The sequence below is a fragment of the Halopiger aswanensis genome (assembly GCF_003610195.1).
GTDB lineage: Archaea > Halobacteriota > Halobacteria > Halobacteriales > Natrialbaceae > Halopiger > Halopiger aswanensis.
Genome location: NZ_RAPO01000001.1, coordinates 951,053 through 978,015, shown reverse-complemented (window position 1 = coordinate 978,015; position 26,963 = coordinate 951,053). Strand labels below are relative to the sequence as shown.

Annotated in this window: 25 protein-coding genes; 11 read left to right on the top strand and 14 right to left on the bottom strand. The window is 66.7% G+C overall.

Annotated elements, in window-relative coordinates; translation table 11 throughout:
* The first annotated feature begins 103 nt into the window (after positions 1-103).
* Together ATJ93_RS04770 and ATJ93_RS04765 are read left to right on the top strand one after the other, a co-directional pair.
* Positions 104-1,774: a tRNA uridine(34) 5-carboxymethylaminomethyl modification radical SAM/GNAT enzyme Elp3 gene (locus ATJ93_RS04770; RefSeq protein ID WP_120243455.1), complete on the top strand. Its 1,671-nt coding sequence runs from the start codon at positions 104-106 to the stop codon at positions 1,772-1,774.
* Positions 1,775-1,873: 99 nt separating this feature from the next.
* A complete protein-coding gene (locus ATJ93_RS04765) occupies positions 1,874-2,266 on the top strand; it encodes a hypothetical protein (RefSeq protein ID WP_120243454.1) in 393 nt (130 codons plus the stop codon).
* Positions 2,267-2,557: 291 nt separating this feature from the next.
* On the opposite strand, the gene ATJ93_RS04755 is transcribed toward ATJ93_RS04765, so the two are convergent.
* The 3 genes from ATJ93_RS04755 to ATJ93_RS04745 all read right to left on the bottom strand — a co-directional run bounded on the left by ATJ93_RS04755 (position 2,558) and on the right by ATJ93_RS04745 (position 5,011).
* Entirely contained in the window at positions 2,558-3,340 is a 783-nt protein-coding gene (locus ATJ93_RS04755) for an HpcH/HpaI aldolase family protein (protein WP_120243453.1), read from the bottom strand.
* 93 nt (positions 3,341-3,433) lie between these two features.
* On the bottom strand, positions 3,434-4,099 hold the full coding sequence (locus ATJ93_RS04750) for a lactate utilization protein (protein WP_120243452.1): 666 nt from the start codon (positions 4,097-4,099) through the stop codon (positions 3,434-3,436).
* A gap of 81 nt (positions 4,100-4,180) precedes the next feature.
* A complete protein-coding gene (locus tag ATJ93_RS04745) occupies positions 4,181-5,011 on the bottom strand; it encodes a ZIP family metal transporter (RefSeq protein WP_120243451.1) in 831 nt (276 codons plus the stop codon).
* Between the two features lie 322 nt (positions 5,012-5,333).
* On the opposite strand from ATJ93_RS04745, the gene ATJ93_RS04740 reads away from it, so the two are divergent.
* A complete protein-coding gene (locus ATJ93_RS04740; protein WP_120243450.1) occupies positions 5,334-5,729 on the top strand; it encodes a hypothetical protein in 396 nt (131 codons plus the stop codon).
* Positions 5,730-5,883: 154 nt separating this feature from the next.
* Here ATJ93_RS04740 and ATJ93_RS04735 read toward each other — a convergent pair whose 3' ends face one another.
* Positions 5,884-6,537 (bottom strand): hypothetical protein, encoded by a 654-nt coding sequence (locus ATJ93_RS04735; RefSeq protein ID WP_120243449.1) that lies wholly within the window; start codon positions 6,535-6,537, stop codon positions 5,884-5,886.
* 259 nt (positions 6,538-6,796) lie between these two features.
* Between ATJ93_RS04735 and rqcH the strand changes: the two genes are divergently transcribed.
* Positions 6,797-8,962 carry a ribosome rescue protein RqcH gene (gene rqcH, locus ATJ93_RS04730; protein WP_120243448.1) on the top strand — a complete coding sequence of 722 codons (2,166 nt, stop codon included), beginning with the start codon at positions 6,797-6,799 and terminating at the stop codon, positions 8,960-8,962.
* A 126-nt stretch (positions 8,963-9,088) separates the two neighbouring features.
* Here rqcH and ATJ93_RS24315 read toward each other — a convergent pair whose 3' ends face one another.
* Positions 9,089-9,214: a hypothetical protein gene (locus tag ATJ93_RS24315; RefSeq protein ID WP_281271527.1), complete on the bottom strand. Its 126-nt coding sequence runs from the start codon at positions 9,212-9,214 to the stop codon at positions 9,089-9,091.
* 247 nt (positions 9,215-9,461) lie between these two features.
* Here ATJ93_RS24315 and ATJ93_RS23220 point away from each other — a divergent pair, with 247 nt between their 5' ends.
* Positions 9,462-9,785, top strand: a complete 324-nt coding sequence (locus ATJ93_RS23220) for a hypothetical protein (protein WP_147376625.1) — start codon at positions 9,462-9,464, stop codon at positions 9,783-9,785.
* 65 nt (positions 9,786-9,850) lie between these two features.
* Entirely contained in the window at positions 9,851-10,114 is a 264-nt protein-coding gene (locus ATJ93_RS04720) for a hypothetical protein (RefSeq protein ID WP_120243446.1), read from the top strand.
* A gap of 40 nt (positions 10,115-10,154) precedes the next feature.
* Here ATJ93_RS04720 and ATJ93_RS04715 read toward each other — a convergent pair whose 3' ends face one another.
* Both ATJ93_RS04715 and ATJ93_RS04710 read right to left on the bottom strand, forming a co-directional pair.
* Complete coding sequence (locus ATJ93_RS04715; protein ID WP_245977506.1) at positions 10,155-11,354, bottom strand: MFS transporter; 1,200 nt, start codon at positions 11,352-11,354, stop codon at positions 10,155-10,157.
* A 217-nt stretch (positions 11,355-11,571) separates the two neighbouring features.
* Positions 11,572-12,126 (bottom strand): hypothetical protein, encoded by a 555-nt coding sequence (locus ATJ93_RS04710; protein ID WP_120243444.1) that lies wholly within the window; start codon positions 12,124-12,126, stop codon positions 11,572-11,574.
* Positions 12,127-12,265: 139 nt separating this feature from the next.
* Here ATJ93_RS04710 and ATJ93_RS04705 point away from each other — a divergent pair, with 139 nt between their 5' ends.
* Positions 12,266-13,333, top strand: coding sequence for an mRNA surveillance protein pelota (locus ATJ93_RS04705; RefSeq protein ID WP_120243443.1), 1,068 nt, complete (start codon positions 12,266-12,268; stop codon positions 13,331-13,333).
* A 73-nt stretch (positions 13,334-13,406) separates the two neighbouring features.
* Positions 13,407-13,718, top strand: a complete 312-nt coding sequence (locus ATJ93_RS04700) for a hypothetical protein (RefSeq protein ID WP_120243442.1) — start codon at positions 13,407-13,409, stop codon at positions 13,716-13,718.
* A 59-nt stretch (positions 13,719-13,777) separates the two neighbouring features.
* Here the strand turns inward: ATJ93_RS04700 and ATJ93_RS04695 are convergent, their stop codons facing one another.
* Both ATJ93_RS04695 and ATJ93_RS04690 read right to left on the bottom strand, forming a co-directional pair.
* Positions 13,778-14,545 (bottom strand): TrmB family transcriptional regulator, encoded by a 768-nt coding sequence (locus ATJ93_RS04695; protein WP_120243441.1) that lies wholly within the window; start codon positions 14,543-14,545, stop codon positions 13,778-13,780.
* Positions 14,542-17,679, bottom strand: a complete 3,138-nt coding sequence (locus ATJ93_RS04690) for an MMPL family transporter (protein WP_120243440.1) — start codon at positions 17,677-17,679, stop codon at positions 14,542-14,544. The genes ATJ93_RS04695 and ATJ93_RS04690 overlap by 4 nt, the downstream gene beginning before the upstream one ends.
* Positions 17,680-18,035: 356 nt before the next feature.
* Here ATJ93_RS04690 and ATJ93_RS04680 point away from each other — a divergent pair, with 356 nt between their 5' ends.
* Positions 18,036-18,989, top strand: coding sequence for a formyltransferase family protein (locus tag ATJ93_RS04680; RefSeq protein WP_120243929.1), 954 nt, complete (start codon positions 18,036-18,038; stop codon positions 18,987-18,989).
* A gap of 70 nt (positions 18,990-19,059) precedes the next feature.
* On the opposite strand, the gene ATJ93_RS04675 is transcribed toward ATJ93_RS04680, so the two are convergent.
* The 4 genes from ATJ93_RS04675 to ATJ93_RS04660 all read right to left on the bottom strand — a co-directional run bounded on the left by ATJ93_RS04675 (position 19,060) and on the right by ATJ93_RS04660 (position 22,779).
* Positions 19,060-19,794 (bottom strand): MBL fold metallo-hydrolase, encoded by a 735-nt coding sequence (locus ATJ93_RS04675; protein WP_120243438.1) that lies wholly within the window; start codon positions 19,792-19,794, stop codon positions 19,060-19,062.
* Positions 19,795-19,879: 85 nt separating this feature from the next.
* Positions 19,880-20,275: a tRNA (N6-threonylcarbamoyladenosine(37)-N6)-methyltransferase TrmO gene (gene tsaA, locus ATJ93_RS04670; protein ID WP_120243437.1), complete on the bottom strand. Its 396-nt coding sequence runs from the start codon at positions 20,273-20,275 to the stop codon at positions 19,880-19,882.
* A gap of 78 nt (positions 20,276-20,353) precedes the next feature.
* Positions 20,354-21,085 carry a bacteriorhodopsin gene (locus tag ATJ93_RS04665; RefSeq protein WP_120243436.1) on the bottom strand — a complete coding sequence of 244 codons (732 nt, stop codon included), beginning with the start codon at positions 21,083-21,085 and terminating at the stop codon, positions 20,354-20,356.
* Positions 21,082-22,779 carry a methyl-accepting chemotaxis protein gene (locus tag ATJ93_RS04660; RefSeq protein WP_120243435.1) on the bottom strand — a complete coding sequence of 566 codons (1,698 nt, stop codon included), beginning with the start codon at positions 22,777-22,779 and terminating at the stop codon, positions 21,082-21,084. Before ATJ93_RS04660 ends, ATJ93_RS04665 begins: the two co-directional genes overlap by 4 nt.
* Before the next feature lie 251 nt (positions 22,780-23,030).
* Between ATJ93_RS04660 and ATJ93_RS04655 the strand changes: the two genes are divergently transcribed.
* A complete protein-coding gene (locus tag ATJ93_RS04655; RefSeq protein WP_120243434.1) occupies positions 23,031-23,294 on the top strand; it encodes a hypothetical protein in 264 nt (87 codons plus the stop codon).
* Between the two features lie 31 nt (positions 23,295-23,325).
* On the opposite strand, the gene ATJ93_RS04650 is transcribed toward ATJ93_RS04655, so the two are convergent.
* Positions 23,326-24,003, bottom strand: coding sequence for a CPBP family intramembrane glutamic endopeptidase (locus ATJ93_RS04650; RefSeq protein WP_120243433.1), 678 nt, complete (start codon positions 24,001-24,003; stop codon positions 23,326-23,328).
* Positions 24,004-24,163: 160 nt separating this feature from the next.
* Between ATJ93_RS04650 and ATJ93_RS04645 the strand changes: the two genes are divergently transcribed.
* A complete protein-coding gene (locus ATJ93_RS04645) occupies positions 24,164-26,947 on the top strand; it encodes an ATP-dependent helicase (RefSeq protein WP_120243432.1) in 2,784 nt (927 codons plus the stop codon).
* Positions 26,948-26,963: the final 16 nt, after the last annotated feature.

Genomic DNA, 26,963 nt, shown 5'->3' with positions numbered 1-26,963 from the left:
CGAAGCGTTCTGCGAGGGGTAAGGCGGAGCCCGACATCGGCCGTCGGCGCCGTCAGCCGCGACTCCGACACGCTTATTCGCCGCGGGCGACCAAAATCGAGTAGTGAGTACCGAGACGCCCGATTCCGACGATCCCACGGAAACCGACGCCTTCCGGCAGGTCTGTGAGACGCTAGTCGACCGGATCCTCGCGGGCGAGATCGAGCGCGACGAGGTCGAGAAGGCCAAACTCGAGGCCTGCTCGGAGCACTCGGCCCCGAAGGTGCCGAAAAACTCCGAGTTGCTCGACTACGCGCCACAGGAGCACCGCGAGGATCTCGAGGCGGTGCTCCAGCGCAAGCCGGTCCGCACCGCATCGGGAGTCTCGCCGGTCGCGATCATGACCTCGCCCGAGCGCTGTCCGCACGGAAAGTGTCTCTACTGTCCGGGCGGGCCCGACTCCGAATTTTCGTCGTCCCAGAGCTACACGGGCGAGGAACCCGCCGCAGCACGCGGCGTCCAGAACGATTACGATCCCTACGGGCAGGTGACGCTGCGCCTCGAGCAGTTGCGGGAGATCGGCCACCCCGTCGACAAGGTCGAACTCATCCTGATGGGCGGCACCATGACCGCCCGCTCGCACGACTACCAGGAGTGGTTCGTCAAGCGCGCCCTCGAGGCGATGAACGACTACGACGTCGACAAGGAGCCCGAACCGGCCGAGGGCGAGAGCTTTGCGCAGGATCCCGAGGAGTACGAGTTCAAGTACCTCGAGGACGTGATCGCCGAAAACGAGACCGCGGACGTCCGCAACATCGGGACCACCTTCGAGACCAAGCCCGACTGGTGCGACCCCGAGCAGATCGACCGGATGCTCGATCTGGGCGGGACGAAGGTCGAGGTCGGCGTCCAGACGACCTACGAGCGGGTCAACCGGGAGATGCACCGCGGCCACGGCGTGCAGGAGTCGATGGACGCCAACCAGCGGCTTCGGGACTCGGCGTTCAAGGTCGGCTTCCACATGATGCCCGGCCAGCCCGGCATGTCCAAGGAGATGTGCCTCGAGGACTTCCGGCGCATCTTCGAGGAGGAGGAGTGGAAGCCCGATTATTTGAAGATCTACCCGATGCTGATCGTCCGCGACACGGCGACCTACGACTGGTGGCACCGCGGCGAGTTCGAGCCGCTGGGCAACGACGAGGCCGCCGAACTGATCGCGGAGATCAAGGACATGATCCCCCGATACACGCGCCTGCAGCGCGTCCAGCGGGACATTCCGGCCGACTTCATCGACGCCGGCGTCTGGAAGTCCAACCTCCGGCAACTGGCCCGCCAGCGCATGGACGAGCACGGCTGGTCCTGCGACTGCATCCGCTGTCGCGAGGTCGGGATGAACGACGAGGAACCCGAGAACGTCGACCTCGACGTGATGACCTACGACGCCTGCGGCGGCACGGAACATTTCATCTCCTTCGAGGACTTCGACAAGGACCTCCTGATCGGCTTCTGCCGGCTCCGGTTCCCCAATGATCCCGTCCGGCCGGAACTCGAGAACGCCGCCCTGGTCCGCGAACTCCACGTCTACGGCAGCGAAGTGACCATGGGCGAGGAGGGCGAGACGGATCAACACCAGCACAAGGGCTACGGCCGCCGACTGATGGAGAAAGCCGAGGAACTCGCCGCCGACGCGGGCTACGACAAGGTCAGCGTCATCTCCGGTATCGGCGCTCGCGAGTACTACCGGAACAAGCTCGGCTACCACCAGGACGGGCCGTACGTGAGCAAACGACTGTAGCGGTCGCCGACGGTCGAATTCGGCTACAGATCGGACGGGCGGTAGCGGATTCTGGCAGAAATCGGCGGTTATTTGCAGGCATACGCCAATCGGATCATAATGTCCTCCCGCAGAACCGTCCTCTACACGTTCGCCACCGGCGCCACCGGCGTACTCGCCGGCTGTTCCGCCGCCGTCGAAGGCGGGCCAGAAGGATCGGCGGATCTCATTCTCGTGAACGAGACCCAATCGCCGGTTACGGTTACCCTCGCCGTTACCGACGAGTCGGGCGGAACCCTCCTCTCCGAGACGTTCGACGTACCCGTCGTCGAGGGGCACGGCCGGCCGAACACGCCGATCGAGGACGTCTTCGAGACGGACGGCGAGTACACGATATCCGTAGCGGTCCGAGACGGACCGTCGACTACCGAGACGCTACTCGTCCGAGCGACGGCGGACGACGCCGACATGCACCAGATCTACATCGAAAACGACGGTATCGAGTTTTCGTGACCGCAAGGCGCGATGGGTGGAGACGGCCGAAGACGAGGTAAACAACGGCGTCGTCCCTACAAGCGACTCCGAGAGCGGATCGCGAACGACGATCGCTCTCCGAGCGCGGTGTGAACGGCGACGGATGAAACGATTACCGGCGCTCGCTACCGCTCCGACGGATCCTTCTCGTACTCCTGCAGACGCTCGTACTCCTCGTCCGTGATCGGCAGGATCGTCCCGTGCTTGAACCCGTACGGGAACGAGAACTCCTCGTCGGCGCGGACGAACTCCTCCTCGAGCGTGGACGGATTACGAACGGTCGATCGCGTCCTCGAACGCCGCCTTCGCCCGCCGACCGCCGCGCTGGAGGTAGTCGATGTCGACGCCGGCCAGCACGAAGTCGAAACCGCGGTCGACCCACCGCTCGATCTCGTCCTCCTCGAACGCGAGCGTCGCGACCGGCTTATCGACCGCGTGGCCCGCCTCGAGCACGCGGTCGACCGCTTCCAGAAACTCGTCGCCGTCCGTCTCGCCGAACAGATCCAGTGCGGCCGAGAGGTCGGCCGGGCCGACGAACAGTCCGTCGAGGCCGTCGACGGCGGCGATCTCCTCGACGTTCTCGAACCCGGATTCGGTCTCGATCTGGGCGAGCGCGAGGGTCTCGGCGTTGGCCCGCTCGAGGTGTTCGGGGAACGCTTCCCCGTACTCGGTGCCGCGACCGTAGCCGACGCCGCGGACGCCCTCGGGCGGGTAGCGGGTCGCCGCGACGAGGTTTCGGGCGTCCTCGGCCGAGTCGATCATCGGCGCCATCACGCCGTCGACGCCGGCGTCGAGGGTGCGCTTGATCTCCGTCGGATCGTTCTCCGAGAGGCGAACGATCGTTCCGGGATCGGTTTCGGCCTCGACGGCCGCGGCGTCGACCGCCCGGGCCATTGCCGTCACCGTCTCGATCGAGTTCGTCGAGTGCTCGGCGTCGATCATCACGGCATCGAACGCGAGCTGGGCGCTGATCTCGGCGATCGCCGGATCGCTCAGGGCGACCCAGGTGCCGACGAGCGACTCGCGGTTCCGGAGCCTCGAGACGAAGGTCATGCCGAAGCGTTGGCCGATCCGCGAGAAAAGGCCACCGGTGGCGGAAACGCGGGCCGACGGGCCCGCAGTTCCTGCCGGCAGTGCGGGAGTGCGTCAGAACCCGAGCTCGTCGTCGATCAACACCAACTGCGTGCGGTCGTCGACCCGCTCGTGCTCGAGCGAGACGAGCTTCCCGACGACGCTGCCCTGGCCGTAGACCTCCCGTGCGCGGGCGTCCTCGAGCGGGAGCGCGTACTCGCGAATGCGCTCGACGGCGGTCTCCCAGTCGGACTCGATCTTGTTCGTGCCCGCGACGAGGACGAGCGATTCGGCGCCGAAGGGCCAGGCGCCGACGGCGTTGCCCAGCGCGTTCGCGCCGAGGATTTCGCCGCTCTCGGCGATCGCGTTCGCGCCGTCGAAGAAGACGTCGGCGGTGGTCGCCTCGCGACGGCGGGTCGAACGCTCTTCGTCGTCGTCGATCTCCTCGAGTGCGTTGCCGGCGTACTCGAAGCCGTCGGCCGCCGCGAGCACGTCCGTGAAGCCGATCTCCTCGAGCGTCGTCGAGTGGCCGTCCATCACTTCGGCACCGTCGGGAATCTGATCGGCCAGATGGTCACGGGCGTCGTCACCGTCGTCGAAAACGTGGACCACGATATTTCGTTCCTCGACGTTGGAGACGACGGTCTCGAGGGTTTCCTCGTCCGGTCGATCGTCGAAGCGGTCGGGATCGACCTCGAGGTCGTCGACGAAGTCCGCTTTCGTGTAGTAATCGGGGGCCATCTTCGTCGCGAAGGAATGCCGTCGAGGCGGATCAAGACGGGCCTGAATACGTCTCCATCTCCGTGGCGCGATAGCTCGAGGTCAGACCGCAAGCACCGTATCGACGATCAGCATCAGCGCGAAGCCGGCGACGAACGCCGCGGTTGCGATATCGGCGTGGCCGTGGCCGTGGCTCGAGGGGACCAGCTCGCGGAAGACGACGGCGATCATCGCGCCGGCGGCGAAGCCGGCCGCGATGGGGAACAGGTTCGAGACGACCGCGACCAGCAGGAAGCCGACGGCCGCAGCAATCGGTTCCGGGACGCCGCCCGACAGCGTCGTGTAGAGCAGCGTCCGCGGGCCGGAGACGCCCGCGCGGACCGAGGGGACGGCCATCGCGAACCCGTCGGGGACGTTCTGGACGGCGATCGCCGTCGCGATGGCCAGCCCCAGCGCGGCCTCGCCGCTGGCGAAGGCGATCCCGACGGCCAGCCCCTCCGGGACGTTGTGGATCGTGATCGCGGCGCCGACCAGCGCGGCGCGGCGGAGATCGTCGCCGAGGCCGTCGTCGGGCCCCGATTCAACGCGCTCCGACAGCGTCGGGAGGTCGCCGGCCGGATCGCGGAGTCGCGTTCCCTCGACCTGCTCCCCGGGGAAGAGCACGTGGATGTGGGGCAAGAGCGCGTTGCTCGCGAGCAGGAAGCCGCCACCGGCGACGAGCCCCGCGACGACTTCGAACGGCGAGCCGAGCTCGAGGCCGGGGAGCACGAGCGCGAAGACGGCCGCGCCGACCATGATTCCCGAGGCGAGGCCGAGCGAGCCGTCGTAGACGCGGTGGCTGATCCGATCGGTGAGCAACAGCGGTAGCGCGCCGATCCCGGTCGTACAGCCGGCGATGGTCGCAACCACGAGGACTTCCTCCAGCGACGACATATCCGCACGTCGATCCCGAACGGACAAATCGCTGCCGGCTCGGGCCGCTCACTGCTGGGTTGCGAAGCGCCGATAACTGATTAGCATCTCTGCGAACGATCGTGCGGACGGATGGAATACCGTTCCCATACACAGAATCTATTTTGCCACTCGTTCCATCGGTGGTCTCTATCGACGGCCCGAGTTGAGAGAACATCATCGTTCACCAAGTGGCCGTAATCCGCCGTTTGACGCGTCGACTGCTAGTTTTAACAGTACTATAATGATTAAAAATATTATAATTATCGAAATAGTTTAGCCGGTTTGCGCGAAATCGGGCGGTATGTCGGCTACACGCTACGAGAACGGGAAGCGGGTTATCCAGAACTGGGATCGGGTCTTCGAGGCTGCCTCCGCCGAACCGCGTCGACAGCTTATCGTCTCGCTGCTGGACGTTTCGTCGGGCAAATCGGTTCCCTTGCCGGAACGCGCGATCAACCCGAACGTCCCCGTGGAGCCGGAGCCCCTGCGACGCGACCTCGTGCACCGACATCTGCCGCTGTTAGCCGACTACGAGTTCGTCGAGTGGGACACCGATCCGTTCGTTGCAACTCGAGGCCCGCGGTTCGAGGAGGTCGCCGCGGTGTTCGAGTCGCTCCAGTCGTCCGCCGCGGCGCTTCCCGACTCGCTGGTCGTCGGCTGTCAGCAACTCGAGCGGGAACGGGAGTTCGACGAGTAGGGGCGGTCGCGCAGTTCGAAGTGATTCGAGGGCGAGGTTGCGAGCGATGAGGGGTAGAACGGAGGGGAGGAACGACCGGTGGCCGACGCCGAAACTGGAATCGAACTCAGAACCGGAACTGGAACCGGAACCGGAACCGAAACGAAGTCGACGCTCAGTCGATCGTCAACTCGAGTTCCAGCAGCCCGAGATACGAATCGGCGTTGCCGCTGGTGCGGAACTCGGTCGGCGTCGCGTCGACGTACCGGTAGAACTCGTTTTGCGTGGACGGGACGACAGTAGAGCCGTCCTCGCGGCGGAGGTACGCGGGCGAAGTGGTCTGTCGGAGCTGGTCGGCCCGTTCGGTCCAATCCTCGGGGCCGTAGAGGAAGACGCCGAACGAGAATCGGCCCGCGGTCAGCGCGTCGTGTTTCGTCTCGAACTCGTCGGCCTCCTCGATGCGGTACTCCTCGTCGCTCACCCAGGCGAGCGCCGCCACGCCCTGGGTCATAAGGAGGTAGAAGTCCCACGAGACCGTCGCGTCGAAGACGGCCCACGTATTTCGCGGCCCGATCGAGTCGACCTCGAGGCTGAACGCGGGCCGGCCCCGCGAGCCGGTCGGCTCGTGGACGAAGGTGGCGTCGTAGCCGGGCACGCGGATCCCGCGGTCGTGGTAGACGACGCCCTCGGGGTCGATCGGGAGCGAGCCCTCGCCGACGAGTTCGTCGACGAACTCGAGGACCCGAACGCCGCCCTCTTCTTCGAGGCGCTCGAGGAAGGAGGGGATCCGGTGGACCTCGGCCCAGGGGCGCTGGTTCGGTGCGCTCATCGTCTCACCGACCTCCGCGGTCTCGAACTCGAGTAGCGGTTCGAGCGGCGACCGGAGACCCGGCTCGCGTCGGCGGAACGCTCGTTTCGGCGACGATCGTGTGCATAGTTGTCCGAAACGGGCGGATTCGGATTAGGCTTTCTGACCGCGTTCCACCCGTATCCGACGACTCGGTCGCGATTACATTCGGTCGGTTCGGCGCCGTCGCCCCGAAACGCGGAGCGACACGCCTTTTTGACCGCGCCGGGCAGTTGAGAGTATGGATCAGAAGCGGGAGCTTACGAGCGTCGACCTCGCCGCCCTCGTCGAAGAACTCGGCGCGTACGAGGGCGCGAAGGTCGACAAGGCCTACCTCTACGGCGACGATCTCGTCCGGCTGAAGATGCGGGACTTCGATCGGGGCCGCACCGAGTTGCTCTTCGAGGTCGGCGAGGTCAAGCGGGCCCACACGGTCGCCCAGGAGCGGGTACCCGACGCGCCCGGCCGGCCGCCCCAGTTCGCGATGATGCTGCGCAACCGGCTCTCGGGCGCGGACTTCGCCGGCGTCGAGCAGTACGAGTTCGACCGCATCCTCGAGTTCACCTTCGAGCGCGACGACGGCACCACCCGGATCATCGTCGAACTGTTCGGGCAGGGCAACGTCGCCGTCACCGACGGCGAGTACGAGGTGATCGACTGCCTCGAGACCGTCCGCCTGAAATCCCGAACCGTCGTTCCGGGATCGCGCTACGAGTTCCCGGACACGCGGACGAACCCCCTGACCGTCTCGCGGGACGCGTTCTACCGGGAGATGGACGACTCCGATACGGACGTCGTCCGAACCCTGGCGACGCAACTGAACTTCGGCGGCCTCTACGCCGAGGAACTCTGTACCCGCGCCGGCGTCGAGAAGGCGATGGACATCGCCGAGGCCGACGAGGACGTCTACGACCGGATCTACGAGGCGATCGAGCGACTCGCGCTCGATATCCGGAACGGGAACTTCGACCCGCGGCTGTACCTCGAGCGCGAGGACGATGACGGGAACGGCGATGGCGATGATGAGGGCGAGGGCGATGTCCCGGAGCGCGTCGTCGACGTCACCCCGTTCCCGCTCGAGGAACACGAAGCCGAAGGACTGGCCGGCGAGGCCTACGACTCGTTCCTGACCGCCCTGGACGACTACTTCTTCCGGCTCGAACTCGAGGACGAGGAAGAACCGGACCCGACCGAACAGCGGCCCGACTTCGAGGAGGAGATCGCCAAGTACGAGCGGATCATCGAGCAACAGCAGGGAGCGATCGAGGGCTTCGAGCAGGAAGCCGAGCAACTCCGCGAGAAGGCGGAGCTGCTGTACGCCCGGTACGGGCTGGTCGACGACATCCTTTCGACGATCCGGAACGCCCGCGACCAGGACCGCCCCTGGGACGAGATCGAGGAGCGCTTCGAGGAGGGCAAGGAGCGCGGCATCGAGGCCGCCGAGGCGGTCGTCGGCATCGACAGCAGCGAGGGGGTCGTGACCGTCGATATCGACGGCGAGCGGATCGACCTCGAGGCCCGGCAGGGCGTCGAGCAGAACGCCGACCGCCTCTACACCGAGGCCAAGCGCGTCGAGGAGAAGAAGGAGGGCGCGCTCGCGGCCATCGAAGACACTCGCGAGGACCTCGAGGAGGCCAAACGCCGCCGCGAGCAGTGGGAGGCCGAGGACGCCGACGAAGGGGATGACGACGAGGACGACGAGCAGGACGACCGCGACTGGCTCGCCATGCCCTCCGTGCCGATTCGCGAGAACGAGCCCTGGTACGACCGGTTCCGCTGGTTCCACACCAGCGACGACTACCTCGTGATCGGCGGCCGCAACGCCGACCAGAACGAGGAGATCGTCAAGAAGTACTTAGAGCCCGGCGACAAGGTGCTCCACACGCAGGCCCACGGCGGCCCCGTTACCGTGCTGAAGGCGACGGACCCGAGCGAGGCGTCCTCGCACGACATCGAACTACCCGAATCGAGCATCGAGGAGGCCGCCCAGTTCGCCGTCTCCTACTCCTCGGTGTGGAAGGACGGCCGCTACGCCGGCGACGTCTACGCCGTCGACTCGGATCAGGTGACGAAGACGCCGGAAAGCGGCGAATACCTCGAGAAGGGCGGGTTCGCGATCCGCGGCGACCGAACCTACTACGACGACACGGCGGTCGGCGTCGCCGTCGGGATCCAGTGCGAGCCCTACACCCGCGTCATCGGCGGCCCGCCGTCGGCCGTCGAGGGCCAGGCCGAGACGACGATCGAACTCGAGCCCGGTCGGTACGCCCAGGCCGACGCGGCAAAGCGGATGTACCGCCGGTTCCGCGAGCGGTTCGAGGACGAGTCCTTCGTCCGCAAGATCGCGAGTCCGGACCGGATTCAGCACTTCATGCCGCCGGGCGGGAGCCGGATCGCGGAGGATTAGTAGAGCCTCGCTGCGAGGAACGGATCCGACCGTTCGATTCGGCCATCGGCCTCCGACTCGAGCGTCAGTACGGCGGATCGTCGATCGAAAGCGGTACAGTTGGAAGCGGGAGGCGGTGCCGCGAACTTAATCGGCGCTCTGTCGCGGCACGTAGCTGCAGTTCGTACAGCCCCAGGCGCCGTCGGTAAAGGAAAGCGCGCCGGCACACTCGGGGCACTCGAACGCATCAGTCGTCTGGTTCTGGATTGCCATCACCGGAGCGAAGCGAGTCAGCACTGAAGAGCCTTCTTATAATACCGACCATAGAATACTAGGTGATATAGACGGACGTGTGAGGGGACGACTCTCACGATTTGCTGGTTACTCCCGAATTTAGCGCGATTCCGATCTCGAAATTAGATTCGCCCGAGCGCCGCTTGCTCGAGGCGCCGAGCCGACCACCGATGCACTTCGGCTGAAGGCTCATTACGGCGTATCCGATAGCGCGGGTGTGAACGTTTTGAGCATCGTATCGATCGGAAGCATCGCGTCGACGGCGATCCCGCTGCAGAGCAGTACGACGGTCGGGATCACTGCCGCCATCATCTTCGCGTTGGCCGTCTTCGTCGGCGTCATGGTCTACCTCGCGTTCGGCCCCCACAACACCATTCTGCAGGACGACGAGACGCCGATAAGTCACAATCGATCGGCCGCTGGCGACCCCGGTAGCGGTCACGAATCCGACGCCGAAGGGGTACAGGGCCAGCCGGACGAGCCGACCGCCAGCGCCGGCGCCGGCGAGAGCGGCGCAGGTGGCGAGAGTGACAGCCCCTCGAGCACGTAGTCGACGGCGCGTCCCCCGGCAGCCCCATGGCCAGCGTACAGGGGTGTCGACGGTGACCGTCCGGTATGCCGGAACTCGGAACCGCAACGATCGTCTACGAAACGTCGGAGGGTGACGTCGAGGAGGTCGACGTCGACAACGACCACATCGCGTACTTCCAGGACCACTGGCTGTTCGCCTACGACATCGACGACGAGGGAAACGACATCGTCCGGCGGGTGCCGCACAACCGCGTCTACTACGTCGAGCGCTCGGTCGAGGAACTCGAGGACACGTTCGATACGGCCGTCGACAAGGCCAAGGATAAACTCGAGCAGATTCGGGACTGACGGCGTCGGAGAGCGAGCTGCGCCGCTCGCCCCGCTCGAGTCAGGCGTAGCCGCCCCGCGGGAGTCGCCCGGCGCGTGCGAGGACGGCCATGGCGACGGCGATGGCGGCGACGAACAGCGCGTAGCCGCGGAAGACGGCCGTGTAACCCAGACCGACCTGCGCGAACGCGCCGACGGCGACGCTGCCGGTCGCCTGGATGAGCATCATCGTCGCGCTGAAGCCCGCGTAGGCGCTGGCGCGGTTCTCGTCGGGCAGCGAGTCGAGCAGGTAGGCGTCGGCGACCGGAAAGAGACAGTGGATGATCAGTCCCATCGCGACGGTGACGGCGGCGATCGCGAGCACGCCCTCGACGACGGTCACTGCGAGGAGACAGGCGACGAAGCCGGCGAGCGTGGCGAGCAGCACGGGGAGATAGGAGAACCGATCGGCGAGGCGCCCGGCGATGACGAACGAAGGCACGCCGGCGGCGAACAGCACCGTCAGCAGAGTGGTGCCCGTCTCCGACGGAATCCCCTTCGCGGCGCCGAGGTACGTGACGTAGAAGTTGAACACGCCCTGCCAGACGAAGCCGGTGAAGCCGACGAAGACGATGCCGACGGCGATCAGCCGCCACTGGGCGCGGATCGCGGCGAGGAAGTCACGGTCGTCGGCGCCGGCGGTCGGCATCTCGGCGCGCCGGACGGCGAACTGGAAGCCCACCGTGAGGACGAACGCGAGGACGGCGAGCGCCCCGAAGACGAGTCGCCACGAGCCGCGGACGATCGCCACCGAGACCAGAATCGGCGCCGTGACGGCGGCGATCTGGGAGAACATCCCGCGGATGCCGACCGCGAGGCCGACCCGCTCGGGGAACAGTTCGCTCACGAGCGGGTTGGCCGCGATAAAGAAGACGCCGGTCGCGAGGCCGACGAGGAAGGCGCCGGCGACGGTGAACCAGATGCCGGGCGAGAGCGCGGTCAGCGCGGACGTGATGCTGAGAAAGAGCCCCATACCGAGGAGGGCGCGGTGGCGGCTGATCCGCGTGAGGAGATACCCAGTCGGCAGCCGGGAGAGCGCGCTGCCGACCCAGACGGCCGTTGCCGCCAGTCCCGCGGTCGCCGGGTTGATCCCCGACTGAATGAAGAAGTCGACCAGCGGCGCGAACGCGATCCGGCCGGTGTTGACCAGAAACGAGAACAGACAGATGGTGCCGAACACGCCCGCTCGGCCCGACGGTCGCGGGAGCCCTGCGCCCGTCATCGACCAGCCGATCCGCGGGGAACCGTCCACTGCTGCGACTGCGCCGCTCGCGAGACGCCGACTACCGGCACCGGACACGTCGGACCCATTCGTCGAGACACGACTACGGGTCGCTACGGTACGGATTTGAACCTCTCGATTTCTTTTATCCGGTCGGGCTGCGCTGGAGGGAATCGATGACGACAAAAAACGGATACTGGTGTGAGCGCTCGCCGGCTCACGGCGGCCCGTCGACGGAGCCGCCATCGCTGGCGGCCTCGCCTGCGTCCTGCGCTTGGGCGTCCTCGATGCGGTCGCGCCACCCCTGCTGGCTCTCGTCGTACGACGCGCCGAGGGCGATCAGGAAGCCGATGATCGCGGTGACGAGCGCGATGCTGCCGACGGCGACGATGGCCACCGGGAGGATCGAGCCGCCCAGGACCTGCGCGGCGGTCAACAGGGACACGGCCGTCACGGTCGCGATAAGCCCGAGCAGGCGACCGAATCGGCCGGTGTCGAACCCCTCTCCGGCGTCACCGCCCGTGTCCCACAGTTCGTTCAGCACGCCGTCGTACTCGTCGTCGGTCGTGGCGTTCCCGAGCGAGTGGATCGAGTGGGCGACCCACAGGCCCGCGGTGAAGTTGAGCAGCGCAACGAACGAAATGACGCCGACTTGACCCCCGATGACCAGTCCTGCCAGTATTGCGTTCACGAACGCCAGCACCATGAGCGCGTGGGTGGCGATCGATCGAGTACCGAAGTCTTCCAAGAGCGTTACGTGCGCGAGCTTCATGTTAGATATTGGCTCCCAAGGTAGATACCAAGCGTCCCTAACAGTGGCAACTCCGGGTGCGGCGACGCCGAAAACGGCGAGCACGGCACCCGCTCGAGGGATCGCAGCCCACTTACCCCCGCCGCGAGAAGTCACGCGCATGCAGATTAAAGACCGGGAGCAGGTCGAAGGCGGGCGCGAGCGGGTGACGGTCGTCCCCGAGAGCGTCGACGACCTGTGGCACCTCCAGTACGTTTTAGAGCCCGGCGACCGCGTCGCGGGCGATACGACCCGGCGCATCCAGCGCAACGACGACCAGATGCGGGACACGGGCGGCGAGCGCGAGCACATGTGGGTCGCCATCGCCGTCGAGGATATCGAGTTCCACAAGTTCGCGAACCGGCTGCGGGTCGGCGGCGAGATCGTCGCCTGCTCGCGGGAGGACCAGCTCGGGTTCCACCACACGCTGAACGTCGAGGAGCGCGACGAACTCTCGATCGAGAAGCGGTTTAAGCCGGATCAGGAGGCTCGCCTCGAGGAGGCCGAGGAGGCCACGGAGAACCCGGACGTCGCCATCGCGACCGTCGAGGAGGGTCAGGCTCACGTCCACACGGTCGCCCAGTACGGGACCGAAGAGCGGGCGACGATCACCGGCCCCACCGGCAAAGGTGAATACGCCCGCGAGCGCTCGGAGCTGTTCTCGGAACTCGGGGACGTCCTCAAGCGGCAGGACGCCGACGCGATCATTCTGGCCGGCCCCGGCTTCACGAAGCAGGACGCCTACAAGTACATCGAGGACAACGAGCCCGAGGTCGCCGAGAAGATTACGATGGTCGACACGGCCGCCGTCGGCGACCGGGGCGTCCACGAGGTCCTCAAACGCGGCGCCGTCGCGGACGTCCAGCAGGAGACCCGCATCGAGAGCGAGGCCGAGTACATCGACGAACTCACCGAGCGCATGGCCCAGGGCGCGAAAGCGGCCTACGGTCCCGAAGAGGTCCAGCAGGCCGCCGACTACGGCGCGATCGACCGGCTCCTGATCCTGGACGATCGGCTCCGGAAGGAGCGCGGTCCCGAGGGCGAGTGGGACATCGACGTCGACCAGATCGTCCGCACGACCGAGCAGAAAGGCGGCGAGGTGACCGTCTTCTCGAGCGAGTTCCCGCCGGGCCAACAGCTGTCGAATCTGGGCGGGATCGCCGCGCTGCTGCGGTACCGCCTCGAGTGACCGGGTTCCGCCGCGAGTCGCGACGGGCCGAAACGCATAGGGTGCTGTTCGCTCCCGTTCAAAACGCGCGACCGTGAGTACTCTGGCTCTCGTACTGTGGCTGCTCGCCGTCCTCTTCTACGGCGTCGGCGATCTGGTCACGACGATCGTCGGCACTCGAACGGACGGCCTCGAGGAGGGACAGCCCCTCACTCGAGCGATCTTCGGCGAGCAGCCGTCGGCGCTGCGGTTTGGACTGTTCAAGGTGGGTATCCTGCTCGTGTTTTACGGCGGTTCCCTGCTGCTCCCGGACGACCGGTTTCGCGCGCTCGTTCCGGCGGCGATTCTCGGCGTCGGGATCGGCGTCGTCGTCCACAACGTCCGAACGATACTCGCGGTTCGCTGATCGCGATCGTGATCGGTGTGGTCGGGGCGTGACGAAGCACGGGTAGCCGGCGAGGTGCGTTAGGTCCGCCGCACGTCGGCCTCGACGTTCGCCTCGATGAGCTGAATCAAGACGGACGCGAACAGCGATCCCGAACTCCAGATCGCCGTCTCGCTCCCGTCGTCGTCGATCACGCTCAGCAGGATGCTGTCGTCGTCGACGAGCACGATCCGCCCCGACCGCTGGTCGTCCGTCCGGTGCATGAACGGCGACTCGACCGCGACGTCCTCGAGCGAGTCGAACGCCGCCTGGACCTCGTCGATCTGGCTCACCGTCACCACCGTCGCGCCGGCGGTCGCCCGGTCCTCGAGCGTTCGCCGGATCGCGTCGGTGACGAGTTCCGGGAGCCGCGTGCCGAAGACGATCCGCTTTTCGGCTTGCGAGAGGAGGTCGACGGCGCGGTCGTCGATCCGGTCGCGGCCCCGAATCGTCCAGATGTCCTCCTGGGTCTCCTCGCCGGCGGCTTCGTCCCGTACCGATTCGACGTACGCGAACGCTCGGTCCTGTTCGCGCTCGAACTGCTCGCGCAGCGTCTCGCGGGCCTCGTCGACGCTGACCGGCCGGTAGCGGATCGGATTCGACTGCTGGACCTCGAGCAGGCCCCGCTCCTCTAAGCTGTCGGCCACGCTGTAGACCTGCGACCGCGGGACGTCGGTGATCTCGGCGACGTCGCGGGCGGTCCCCGCGCCGAGTCGGTGGAGCGCGATGAACACCTTGGCCTCGTAGCTGGTCAGCCCCAGGTGTTCGAAGGCGTCGACCGCCGCGCTCTCGTCGATCGCGTCGGTCATTCGTCGTCACCCCCGCTGTCATTACCGCCGGTTCGAGGCTCGTCGGTCGGCGTGCCCCCGTCGCTGGCCGCCGGCGCCGGACCGCCGGCACCCGACGGATCGAAGGACACGTCGGGACCGAGGTACCGCGTCCACAGCACCAACAGCGACGGGAGGACGACGACGCTCGCGAGGAACGCGTACGTGATCGTCAGCGCCGTGATGATGCCGAACTGCTGGAGAGCGGGCAGGATCGCGAACGCGAGCGTCCCGAACCCGCCGACGGTCGTCGCCGCGCTGCCGAGCAGGGCGCCGCCGGTGCCAGTGACGGTCGTTCGCAGCGCCGACCAGACGTTACCCTGCCGTTCCAACTCGAGCGAGTACCGCGCGCTGACGTGGATGCTGTAGGCCACGCCGAGCCCGATGGTGAGGCTCGTGATCATCCCCGTCAGCACGTTGAAGGGCATCCCGATGAGGTACATCGTCCCGAGGATCCAACTGACCGAGAACGCGACCGGCAGGAGGGTTACGATCCCCAGCGACGCGCTGTTGCCGGTCAGCCAGTAGGCGACCGTGAGGAAGGCGAAGACGGCCACCAGCGTGATCAGCAGGCTCTCGAGGACGGTATCGAGCAGGTCCTGTTCGACGATGTAGCTGACGATCGGATCGCCGGTCGCGACGGCGGTAACGTCCGCGCCGTCCTCGATCGCGCCGGCGATGTCGCGCATCTCGTCGGTCGTGTCGCCGGCGCTCGCGTCGCCCTGCACGCCGATGACTAGTCGGGCGGCGTCGTACTCGTATCCGCCCTCGCCGCCCTCGCCGCCACCGTCGGTACGGGAGAGCACCTGCCCGGCGGCGTCCTCGTCAACCTCGAACAACTGGTCGTAGAGATCCGTGACATTCCCGTCGGGCACCCCGTCGTCGTCGGTGTCGGCGGCCTCGAACGACTCGTTGAACGACTCGTTTTGCGCCGCGACTCGCTCCATCGTCGACAGCGGATCCTGCACGTCCGCCTCGCCGGTCGCCAGCTGGTAGGCGACCTTGCTGTCCGCGGCGTCGTCGCGCGCCGCGTCGATCCGCTCGAGCGCTGCCGGATCGTCGATCTCGCCCTCGACGAGGATCTGGGCCTGGCTGTCCGCCCGCTGGAAGTGCTGGTTGACGAACTCCATGTCCGCCTTGGCCTGGTACTCGCCGGGGCTCAGCCCGCCCGGCAGCCGCTCGGTCCAGGCCGGCGGATCCTCCGCGAGGAAGTCCTCCTGCTCGAAGCTGGTGTCGACCTGCGTCGCGCCGTAGACGCCGCCGGCCGAGAGCACCAGGACGAGCACGAGCAGAATTGCGGGCAGCTTCCGGGCGGCAGTCGAACCGACCGTCAGGAGTTCGCTGAAGCGGCCGCCGCCGGTCCCGAACGCCCGCTTGCGGCGATCGTACCCGCGGCCCTCGAGGAACTCGTCGATTTCGACCTTGGCGGCGGGGATCAGGGCGCCGAAGACGATCAGCGCGGCGACGATACCGACGGAGCTGACGATCCCGAACTCGCGGATGGGACCGATGGGACTGACCAGATTCGAGAGGAAGCCGATGACGGTCGTCGCGGTCACCCAGACGAGGGCGACGCCGACGCCGGCGAGGGCGATGGTCATGGAGCCGCGGACGCCGTCGGCGTTGGCGTCGGCGGTTCCGGCGGACTCTCGCTGTTCTCGGTGCCGCATGAAGACGTGAATCGCGTAGTCGATCGAGAGCCCGATCAGCAGGACGGGTACCGCGACGAACATCTGATTGAACGCGATCCCGGCCCAGCCCATGAAGCCGAACGTCCAGACGAGGACGACCACGATACCGACCACCCCGAGGATGATATCGAGCAGGTCGCGATAGGCGACAAGCAGGGCGACGACGACGAACAGCATCGCGAGCGGGCCGACGATCGCGAGGCTGTCGCCCATCGAACGGTCGATCTCGTCGGTGACGATTCCGCCGCCGAAGACGACGTAGTCACCGTCGTGGGCGTTCGCGAGGTCGCGGATCTCGAGTTGACTCTCGACGGTCCGGTCGTCGATCGCGCCCATCTCCTCCGCACCCGCCGCATCCGCGCCGGCGGTCGACTGGGTGATCGACGTCATCCGGGCGTCGGCCTCGGTGCTGCCCGGCTCGTACTCGCTGGGCATCAGGCCGATCGCGAAGTTCTCTCCGTCGTCGCCGTCCGAGAGCGTCCGCTCGACGGTGTCGTTGAACGCCTCGCCGTCGAGGTCCTCGAGCGCCTCGATCTGGTCGTCCAGCGACGGCTGTCCGTCGTCCTCCTCGAGCGCCGCCCAGTCGGCCTCGAGTTGTTCGGAATCCGCCTCGAGTTGTTCGTACTCGGTCTCGAGGACGCCCATCGTCGCGCCGGCGTAGACGTCCTCGCGCTGTTGCTGGAGCTCCTGGTATTCGGGGACCGACGCCGGATCGGCGGCTTCCCGCTCGATCTCGAACAGTTGCGACTCGATCTCGCGGAGTTGGCCGACGTACTCCTCGTACTCGGCGGCCTGCTCGTCGTCGAGCCCTCGCGTCGCGTTCTCGACGACGGCTGCGAAGTCTTCGTCGCTCGGTCGTTGCTGGTACTCGGGATCGCTCTCGTTATACGTGGCCTCGATCTGGTCGCGTTCGCGCTGTAACGCGACCGTCTCGTTGAGTCCCTCCTCGAGCCGCGCGGTCGTCTCGTTTAGCTCCGCGCTACGGGCCTCGAGGTCGGCGCTGCGGTTCTCGAGTTCGGCGACCCGCTCGTCCGTGATCGCCGTAACGGCGACCAGATTCTCTACGCCGGTGATCGGATTGTCGTTGACGAGCGTCTCGTTGATGGACTCGTTGTTCCGAAGTTCCTGCTGGAACTCGAGGGAGGCGAGTAGCGACTCCTTCGTGAGGACGTTCTCGTCGGTTCGATCGCCTCTCGTGATCATCTGGACGCTCGTCGTATTCTCCTGTTGGTCGCTCGTGAAGTTGCCGTCGATGCGCTCTAAGGCCTGTGCCTCGTCGGATTCGCTCTCGAACTGATCGAGCGAGGAGTCGTCGTCGACCATCGGCATGCCGGCGCCGACGAGCGCGGTCGTCACGAGCAGGACGACGAGAACGAGGCGAGAATGAGACGTGATGACGTCGGCGATCCGTTCCGGCACGCTCATGCGATCGCCTCCGTCGGACTGCTTCGATCTTCACTGTCGACACGTTGGCGGAGCATGCTGTTGTTATGATCCTACAAAATGCGGCCGCTTATACGTGTTTGCTTATTTACACTTTCGGGACAGTCACGACGACTGAGACGCGCCGACTGATCGCCGCCCCGATCGGGGAGACGAACGGATCGCCCGTTCGTCTGAACGGTGCGTTCGATCGGACTTCGGATCGTAGCTACGGATTAGAGCCGTGTACGACGTTCGTACTGTTCGACGGCTCGGATCGGCGCCGGGCGGCGATTTTCGGCGGGTATCCGCTGAAACGATGAGTGTGACTAAAGGCGGTGATCGAACCAACGAACGATATGTCATCGCCCAAACCGGAAACGGTCGGTCTCTTGACCGAGCCGTACCTCCACCGGTGGCAGGTCCGCGCCGTTAGGAACCTGCTGGCCGAGACCGACGTCGAGATCTCGCTGGTCGTGAGCAACGCTCGCAACGCGGACCCCGAGATCGATTCGTGGAACAGTCGCAATCGGATCGGCCTCGGGGATCTCGCGCAGTTTCTCGGGCTGGTGCGGCGCGAACGGGCGTGGACGCTCGTCCTCGCGGAGCGCAATCTCGGCCGCATCGCCGGCGACGACGCGACGCTCTGGCACCGCCGCGCGATCGAGGACGTCGACTCGCTCGCCGACGCCGCACACGTTCGGTGCACCCCGCGAGTGGACGGCGCCTGGGCCGAATTCCCCGATTCGGTCGTCACCCGGATCGCCCGGGAGTGCGACGTCGTGATCCGGTTCGGGTTCGGGCTGATCCGCGGCGCGATTCTCGAGGCTCCGTCCCACGGCGTCGTGAGCTTCCATCCAGCGGACATCCGCCGCTACCGCGGACTTGGGCCGCCGGCGATCTTCCGCGAGGGCCGATCGACCGCCGGGGTCACGTTACAGCGACTGGACGAGTCGATCGACGGCGGCGAGATCGTCGCGTTCGACGAAACGACGATCGAGGACTGTTACACGCTGTGGGACGTGTTCGACCGCACGGCGACCCTCCAGATCGATCTCCTCGCCGACGGGATCGAGAACCTGCGCGATCCGGCGTTCGAACCGACGACCGTCCCCGACGAACAACTGGGCGACTTTTACTCGCGCGATCAGCGTCGAACGCTCCGGTTTGCCGGCCGGATCCTGGCCCGAAACCTCCGCGGTCGGGTTCGGCGGCAGTATCGGCGACGCCGTCCGACCGACGATTCGGACGAGACGCGACGCGATGCGGACGACCGCGACGGCGTCGCGGAATCGAGCGATCCGCACGGGTAGGGGCTCGAGGCCGTCGAGTTGCGGATCGACCGATCCGTTCGCCCGCTCGTCCACTCGCCCGCTCGATCCGTTACTCGATGGAAACCGTCGTGAGGTCTTCAGCGAACCGCACGTCGCCGTCGTAGTGGGCGCCGATCGACTCGAGCATCTCCTCGTGGCGCCCGTCGGTGTGCGGATAGCAGTGTGTGAGGTAGACCCGACCGATGTCGCGGCCCGAAAGCGCCTTCCCGAGCGTCTCCGGCGTCGGATGGTTCGAGACGTCGACGTCGTCCGGAAAGGAGCAGTCGTGAGCCAGGATCGCCGACCCCTCTGCGAAGTTTGTCAGTCCGCCGAAGGCCTCGCTGTCGCCGCTGAAGGTGAATCGATCGTCGAACCGGTAGGCCAGACAGGGCACCGAGTGACGCGTTTCGTAGGCCGCAACGTCGAAGCCGGCGACCGAAAACTCGCCCTCGTGGACCTCCCGAATCCGCAGATCGATCCGCCCCTCGAGGTAGTCGTAAACCGACAGTAGGTCGTCGACCAGCGCCTTCGTCCCCTGCGGGCCGACGATCTCGAGGTGCTCCTCGCCGGCGAGCCAGCGGGCCTTGACCAGCGGCAGGAGGTCGCTGACGTGATCGAGGTGATGGTGGGTCAGCAGGACCGTCGAGACGCTCTCGTAGCCGACGCCGGACTGCTGAAGCCGGTGGAGGACACCGGAGCCGCAGTCGACCAGCAGCGTTCGGCCGTCGTCCTGCACGAGAATACCGGTCTGGAAGCGCTCGCCGGTCGGCATGGCGCTTCCGGTCCCGAGAAAGGTGACGCGCATGCGAGAGCGTGCGCCCGGCCCGGGCAAAAGGATTGCGCTGGCCCGAATCGGCCGCCGGATCCGGGTTTTGGCCCCGCCGCTGGGCTCACTCGAGGGATGGCTTCAGATCCAGCACCGGCGTGTCGTCGACCATATCGACCCCGGCGACGGTCACCCGCGGCGGTTCGACCGCGAGCACGTCACAGGTAGTGACACAGATCGGGTTCGGCCGCTGCGGCGCTCGCGTCGAGAAAACGCCTCGCTCGCCGTCGCGAACGCGCAGGGCTGATCGCTCCACCCGATCGGCGTGCCAGACGACCTCGACCGTCTTCTTCGCGGCGAGCCCCTCGAGTGCGCGCTCGTACTCCGGGGCGAGGACGATCTCGCCCTCGAGATCGGTCTCGAGGCCTTGTCTGGGCGCGTCGGCGGGCGTCTCGAACGGCGTTCGAACGACGCCGATCGGCTCGCACTCGAGCGCTGGCGCTGGCGCTGGCGCTGACATCGGCGGATGATCGACGAGAAACGGGTTGACGATTGGTCCGAACGTGATCGGGTCGGCAGTCGCGCGATCGCGTCGCCGTTACGACGCCGACGCGGCCACCTCGTCGCTCGCCTGCGCGTCGCCGAACGACGCTCCGTCGCCGTACTCGGCCTCGAGCGCGGCGCCGGCGTTGAGCGCGATCAGGCCGAACCCGACCTTGGTGAGCAGATCGAGGTAGGTCGTGAGCATGACGTCGACCGGGAGGGTCAGCAGGCCGAAGCCGGCAGTACCGAGCAGCCAGATCACCGGATAGACGGACCAGAGGATGACCGTGAGGTTCCGAAGGCCGGTGAACAGCGACTGGATGGCGTCGGCCTGTTCACTTGCGCGGGTGGTCATCGGTTGCAGGATCAGGTACAGCAGACCGACGTACGCGACCGCGGCAAGGCCGAACAGCGCGAACCGGACCGTGCCGGTCAGCAGCGCCGCCCCGAAGCCGCCGACCATGACGACCGTGTTGACGCCGGCGACGAGCGCGAGTCGATTCCGGTTGACGTCGGCGAGCCAGCCGAGATAGAGCAGCAACAGCGGCGTCGTCAGGATCCAGTCGATGTACCGCGGCGCGAAGACCGTTCGGCCGTCGACCGAGAGCCAGCCGTAGCCCATCGCCATCGCAGCGTAGGCGAGCGTGGCGATCAGACTGATCGCGCCGAGTACCGTGTAGTACTGCCGGGACTCGGCGGCCGCGGACTGTCTGCCCCAGGCGAACGCGATCGTCCCTGCAGCCATTCCGATCGCCCCGAGCCAGAAGACGAGCGTCGGCTCGATCATACGCCCTCACCCGGATTCGGGGCCGCACCGACGCCGGCACCGCGACCGGCCCCGGAACCGCCACCGGCGTTCGCGCTCGTGTGCGAGAGCTGCGTGTCCTGCAGGAGCTCGAGCAGCGTCTCGGCGCCGTCGGAGAGGTCCTCGACCCGGCCGAAGACCTCGCGGGCGGCGGTCGACTGCGACTGGGCCGCGTTCGCGACGTCGTTGGCCTCCGCAGCGGTCGTCTCGGAGATCTCGGCCACGTCATCGATCATGCTCGCGACCTGCTCGGTCGACTCGGCTTGCGTGTCCGTCGACTCGTTGATCTGCTGGATGCCGGTGTTGGCCTCCTCGACGGACTCGACGATCACCTCGAGGGAGTCGACCGTCTCCTCGACGGTCTCGACGCCGTTGGAGATGCGGTCGCTCGTCTCGCGGATGTCCTCGACGGTCATCTGGGTCTGTTCCTGGATTCGATCGATCGAATCCTCGATCTCGGTCGTCGCCTCCTTGGTCTCCTCGGCGAGGCTCTTGACCTCGCTCGCGACGACGGCGAACCCGTCGCCGTCGTCGTTGGCGTGGGCCGCCTCGATCGAGGCGTTGAGCGCGAGCAGGTTCGTCTGCTCGGCGATGTCGGCGATGATCTCCGTGATCTCGCCGATCTCCTGGATCTCCTCGTGGAGCGTCTCGATCTCCGCGACCGAGGCGTCGGTCTGTGATTCGACCTCGTTCATCGCCTCGATGGCCGCCTCGGCGGTCTCGAGGCCGTTCTCGCTGGCCTGGGCCGCCTCGTGGGAGGTCGCGGCGACCTGGGCGGCGCTGGCGGCCATCTCCTCGGTCGTCGCGGAGATGTCGTCCATCTCCGCCGCGATCTCGCGGATCTTCTCGGTCTGGGTGTCCGACCCCTGCGAGATCTCCGCGATGGTGTCGCTGACGTCCTCGCTGGCGTCCATTACGGATTCGGCGTTCGCACGCACGTCCCGGCTCGCGTCCGAGACGTCCGTCGCGAAGCCCTGAATGCGACCGACCAGCGACTCGATCCCGTCCATCATCTCGTTGAACGAGGTCGCGATCGATTCCATCGCCTCGGTCTCGCCGTCGGCTTCGGCTTCGAGGCGCTGGGTCAGGTCGCCGTCGGCGCAGCGGGCCATCACCTCGCCGAAACGTTCGGCCTCGGCCTCGAGTTCGGCGTTGACGTCGGCGAGTCGTTCGCGCTCGCGTTCGGCTTCCGCCTGTGCCTCCTCCGCCTGTTCGCGGGCTTCCTCAGCACGTTCACGCTCGCGTTCGGCTTCCTCCTTCGCCGCCTCGGTCTCCTCGAGCGACTCCCGCAGCGAGGTTCGCATCTCGTCGAACGAGTCGTAAAGGTCGCCGATCTCGTCCTCCCGGCGCGTCGAGAGATCGACGTCGAGTTCCCCCTCGCCCATGCGCGTCGCCCGAGTGGACAGCGAGGACAGTGCCGCTGCCGTGTTCCCCCCGACCGTCGCCGCGACGAGGCCGAGATTGATCACCGTCAGGACGAGCAACCCGAGAATCCCCGACGTCGCCGCCTCGCCGACAGCGGCCGCATCGCCGGCCTCGAGCGCCGCCGTTACCTCGAGGTACGCCACCCCGCCGAAGGCGAACGTGACCCCGATCACCAGCGCGAAGATCGCGCCGAGTTTCGCCGTATAGCTCCGGCGAGCGCGAGCCGGAACTAACGTCTGTGCTACGTTCATGAGATACCCTGACGTTCACGCTGGGTTAAGGGTGGTGGCCACGCTGTTGGGGCTCACGACGGAGGAGATAGTGTTTTCGGCCGTCGTCAACCGAACGGCTTCGGTGACCGACGCCGAAACGGACGGAAGTGGAGCCGTGACGGCGCGCTATCTACCCACTTGATCCGAACCCGATCCGGACCGGTTCCCGCTCGCTCAGAATCGACGAGCGATCCTCAAGGTCGGACGGCAAAGGACTAGGTAGAAGGCCAGTGCTCCCCGCAACCCCGCACTTCGAGTACTACGACAAGCTCCTGGTCGCCATCGTCGGGAGCCTCGCGCTCGGGGCGATCATCGGACTCGCGACCTCGGTCGCCTTTCTGACCGGCCTCGCCGGCGGCGCCGCGCTCGCGACGGTGTTCGTCTACGACGCGATCGTTCGGAATCCGCCGATCCCGCCGTCGTCGACCCGTGCGAAAGCCGCTGCGGTCGTCTGGCACGCGTTCCTCGTCGCGACGATCGGCGCAGCGATCTGAGAGCGGTTTACGACGATTCGGGGCAACGCCGTCACGCGAAGAACGCGCCGAGAACCGGGAGGACCCAGACCAGCACATGTGCGCCGACGACCGGCACGAGCGTACGGCGTCTGAGGTAGACGACCACGAAGATCGCGGTGACTGCGGCGACCTGCAGCAGGTTCCCGATCGGCCAGGCGACCGCGTGGGCGAGCGTGAACACGAGCCACGTGAGGCCGCCGGCGACGAGCGGACTGCCCGAGTACTCGAGGAGTCGTTCGATCGCGTACCCCCGGTACAGGAGCTCTTCGACGACGCCGGCCGTGACCGCCGCCGCGAGCGCGACGGGGAGACTCGGTAGCTCCGCGATGCCGCCCGCTCCGGACTCGACCGGCAGTCCGAGCGCCGCCACGAGCGGTCCGGTGACGAGAAAGATCAGCAGCGCGCCCGCGGCCGCCGCGAGCAGATAGCCGAGGTCGATCCACGCCGGCCGTCGGAAACCGATCGACGACAGCGAGCGCCCCTCGACGCCGACCGTGACCGCGACGACCGCGATCGCGACGAGCCACTGGAGCGCGAGCGAGACCGGTTGCGATAGCTCGAGGGCCGCCGCCGCGAACGCGAGCGCGGGGAGCGCGATCAGCGCGAGCACGAGCGTGACGCCGGTGACCGGCGGGATCGCCCCGAGTCCCGGCGGCGGCGAACGCCGGTCGGTCGTCGGTCGTCCCATAATCGCCGGTCTTCGCGCAGCGACATAATTCTTAGTCGAGTGTCATTTTGACGGCGGGGCCGAACGCCGTGACGGTGGCCCGACGATCCGCGAGCGCGGCAATTTCACTTCCGCTCCGCTGGCCAAACCCTCTTACATACCCGGCCCTCAGCCCTCACTAATGGCCGAGACCGAGACCGATCGTCTCGAGTTGCCCGTCGACGACGGCGCTCTCCCCTTCGATCCGGACGCAACGACGATCGAGGACGGGGACGTCTTCGCGTCGCTCGAGCCCGCGGTTCAACAGTGGTGGCTCGAGGAGTTCGGGGAGTTCGTCCCCGAGAACGAGGGCTTCTTCACGCCGCCCCAGCGGGGCGCGATTCCAAAGATCCACGAGGGGACGAACACGCTGATCTGTGCGCCGACCGGGTCGGGCAAGACGCTCGCGTCGTTTACGTCCATCATCAACTACCTGTACACGGAGGATCGCGCGAACGACGACGGCCTCGAGAACTCGGTCTACTGCCTCTACGTCTCGCCGCTGAAGTCGCTGGCCAACGACATCCACCGGAACCTCGAGGTCCCCCTCGAGGGGATCGAATCGGTCGTCGCGGATCGCGATAACGGCGAAGAGATGGGCGAAATCCGCCACGCCATCCGGCACGGCGACACCGACTCGAGCGAGCGCCAGAAGATGCTCGAGGAGACGCCCCACATCCTCAACACGACGCCGGAGACGCTCGCGATCCTCCTCAATTCCCCCAAGTTCCGCGAGAAGCTTCGTACCGTGGAGTACGTCATCGTCGACGAGATCCACTCGCTGGCCGCGGGTAAGCGCGGGACCCACCTGTCGGTGAGCTTAGAGCGCCTCGAGGCGATGGTCGACCACGACATCACCAGAATCGGCTGTTCGGCGACGATCGAACCGCTCTCGCAGGTCGCCGAGTTCCTCGTGGGCCAAAACGAGCCGGGGGGAGAGCCCCGCGACTACGACATCGTCGACGCCCGCTTCGCCCGCGAGTTCGACATCGAACTCGAGTGTCCGACCGACGACCTGATCAACACGCCCCGCGAGGTCGTCCAGGACCGGTTCTACCGGTCGCTCCACGAGCACATCCAGGAGCACACGAACACGCTCGTGTTCACCAACACCAGATCGGGCGCCGAACGGGTGCTGCACAACCTCCGCGAGCGATTCGACGCCTACGACGAGGACAATTCGGGCTGTCACCACGGCAGCCTCTCGAAAGAGGTCCGCCACGACATCGAGGGGCGGCTGAAAGACGGCAGTCTCGACGTCGTTACCTCCTCGACCAGCCTCGAACTGGGCATCGACATGCCCCACGTCGACCTCGTGGTGCAGGTCGGCTCGCCCAAATCGGTGGCCGCCCTGCTCCAGCGGATCGGCCGCGCCGGCCACCGCGTCGGCCAGACCGTCACCGGCCGCGTTATCGCCCTGGATCGAGACGAACTGCTCGAGTGCGCCGTGATGCTCAAGAAGGCCGAGGAGGGGTTCGTCGACTCCGTTTCGATACCCGAAAACGCCCAGGACGTGGCGGCCCAGCACGTCTACGGGATGGCGATCGCAGAGGTTCGTCCCGAGTCGGAGGTGACGGAGATTCTGCGTCGCGCCTATCCCTATCGGAACTACAGCGAGGAAGAATGGGAATCCCTCGCCCGCTACCTCACCGCTGAGTACGCCGGCCTCGAGGACAAGAACGTCTACGCGAAAATCTGGCGCGACGAGAACGACCCGCCCGACGGCGAGCACCACTACGAGGACTTCGAGGTCGGCCGGGAGCTGATCGGCAAGCGGGGCCGCCTCGCGCGGGTCATCTACATGACGAACATCGGCACTATCCCCGATTCGTTCACCTGCGACGTCTACACCCGCGCGAGCGACGAGTGGGTCGGCCAACTCGACGAGAACTACCTCGACACCTTGGAGAAGGGCGACGTCTTCGTCCTCGGCGGCGACCACTTCGAGTACCGCTACCGGCGGGGCTCGAAGGTCTACGTCGACCGCACGAGCGCCCGGCCGACGGTGCCGTCGTGGTACTCGGAGCGCCTGCCGCTGTCCTACGATCTCGGCTGCGAGATTCTCGAGTTCCAGGGCGACCTCCTCGAGCACTACGCGGAAGGTGGCCCGCCGCGGGTCCGCGCGTGGCTGCGCGAGTGCCCGCTGGACGACGACAGCGTCCGGGCGATCGCGCGGCTGTTCGAGTATCAACTGCGCTACGCGGGCGCAGAGAGCGTCAGCACGCCCGGTCGTCTCGCGATCGAGGTCGAACGCGACCGCGACGAGTACGAACGGCACTACTACGTCCACTCCGCCTACGGCCGGAAGTTCAACGACGGCCTCTCGCGGTTGCTCGCCTACCGCTGCGCGCAGGAGGCGACGGCCAACGTCCGCGTCGCCGTCGCGGACAACGGGTTCGTCCTCTCGATGCCGCTGAACCGGAAGGTCGACCTCGAGGGGATCTTCGAGGACTTAGAACCCGAGCAGGTGCGCGAGGACCTGCGCGCAGCGCTGTCCGGCACGGACCTGCTCCAGCGGTACTTCCGGATCAACGCGACGCGCTCGCTGATGATCCTCAAACGCTACAAGGGCTACGAGAAGTCCGCGAGCGAGCAGCAGGTTTCCAGCGAGATGCTGCTCGGCTTCGCCGAGGACCTCGAGAACTTCGCGGTGATCGAGGAAACCTACCGCGAGATCTTAGAGGACAAACTCAACGTCGAAGAAATCGAGGCCGTCGTCGAGGCGATTTCAGCGGGCGAGATCGCGGTCGAACGCCACCTCGTGGACTCGCCGACGCCGCGGGCCTTCGGCCTCGCGACGCTGTCGGCCAGCGACGTCGTGCTCGCCGAGGACGAGAGCGCCGCCCTGCAGGCGTTCCACGAGCACGTCCTCGAGGAGATCGGCGAGGGGTCGCTGCAGGGACTGGCGTCGGAAACGTCGGAGTAGCTGCTTGCGGTCGGGT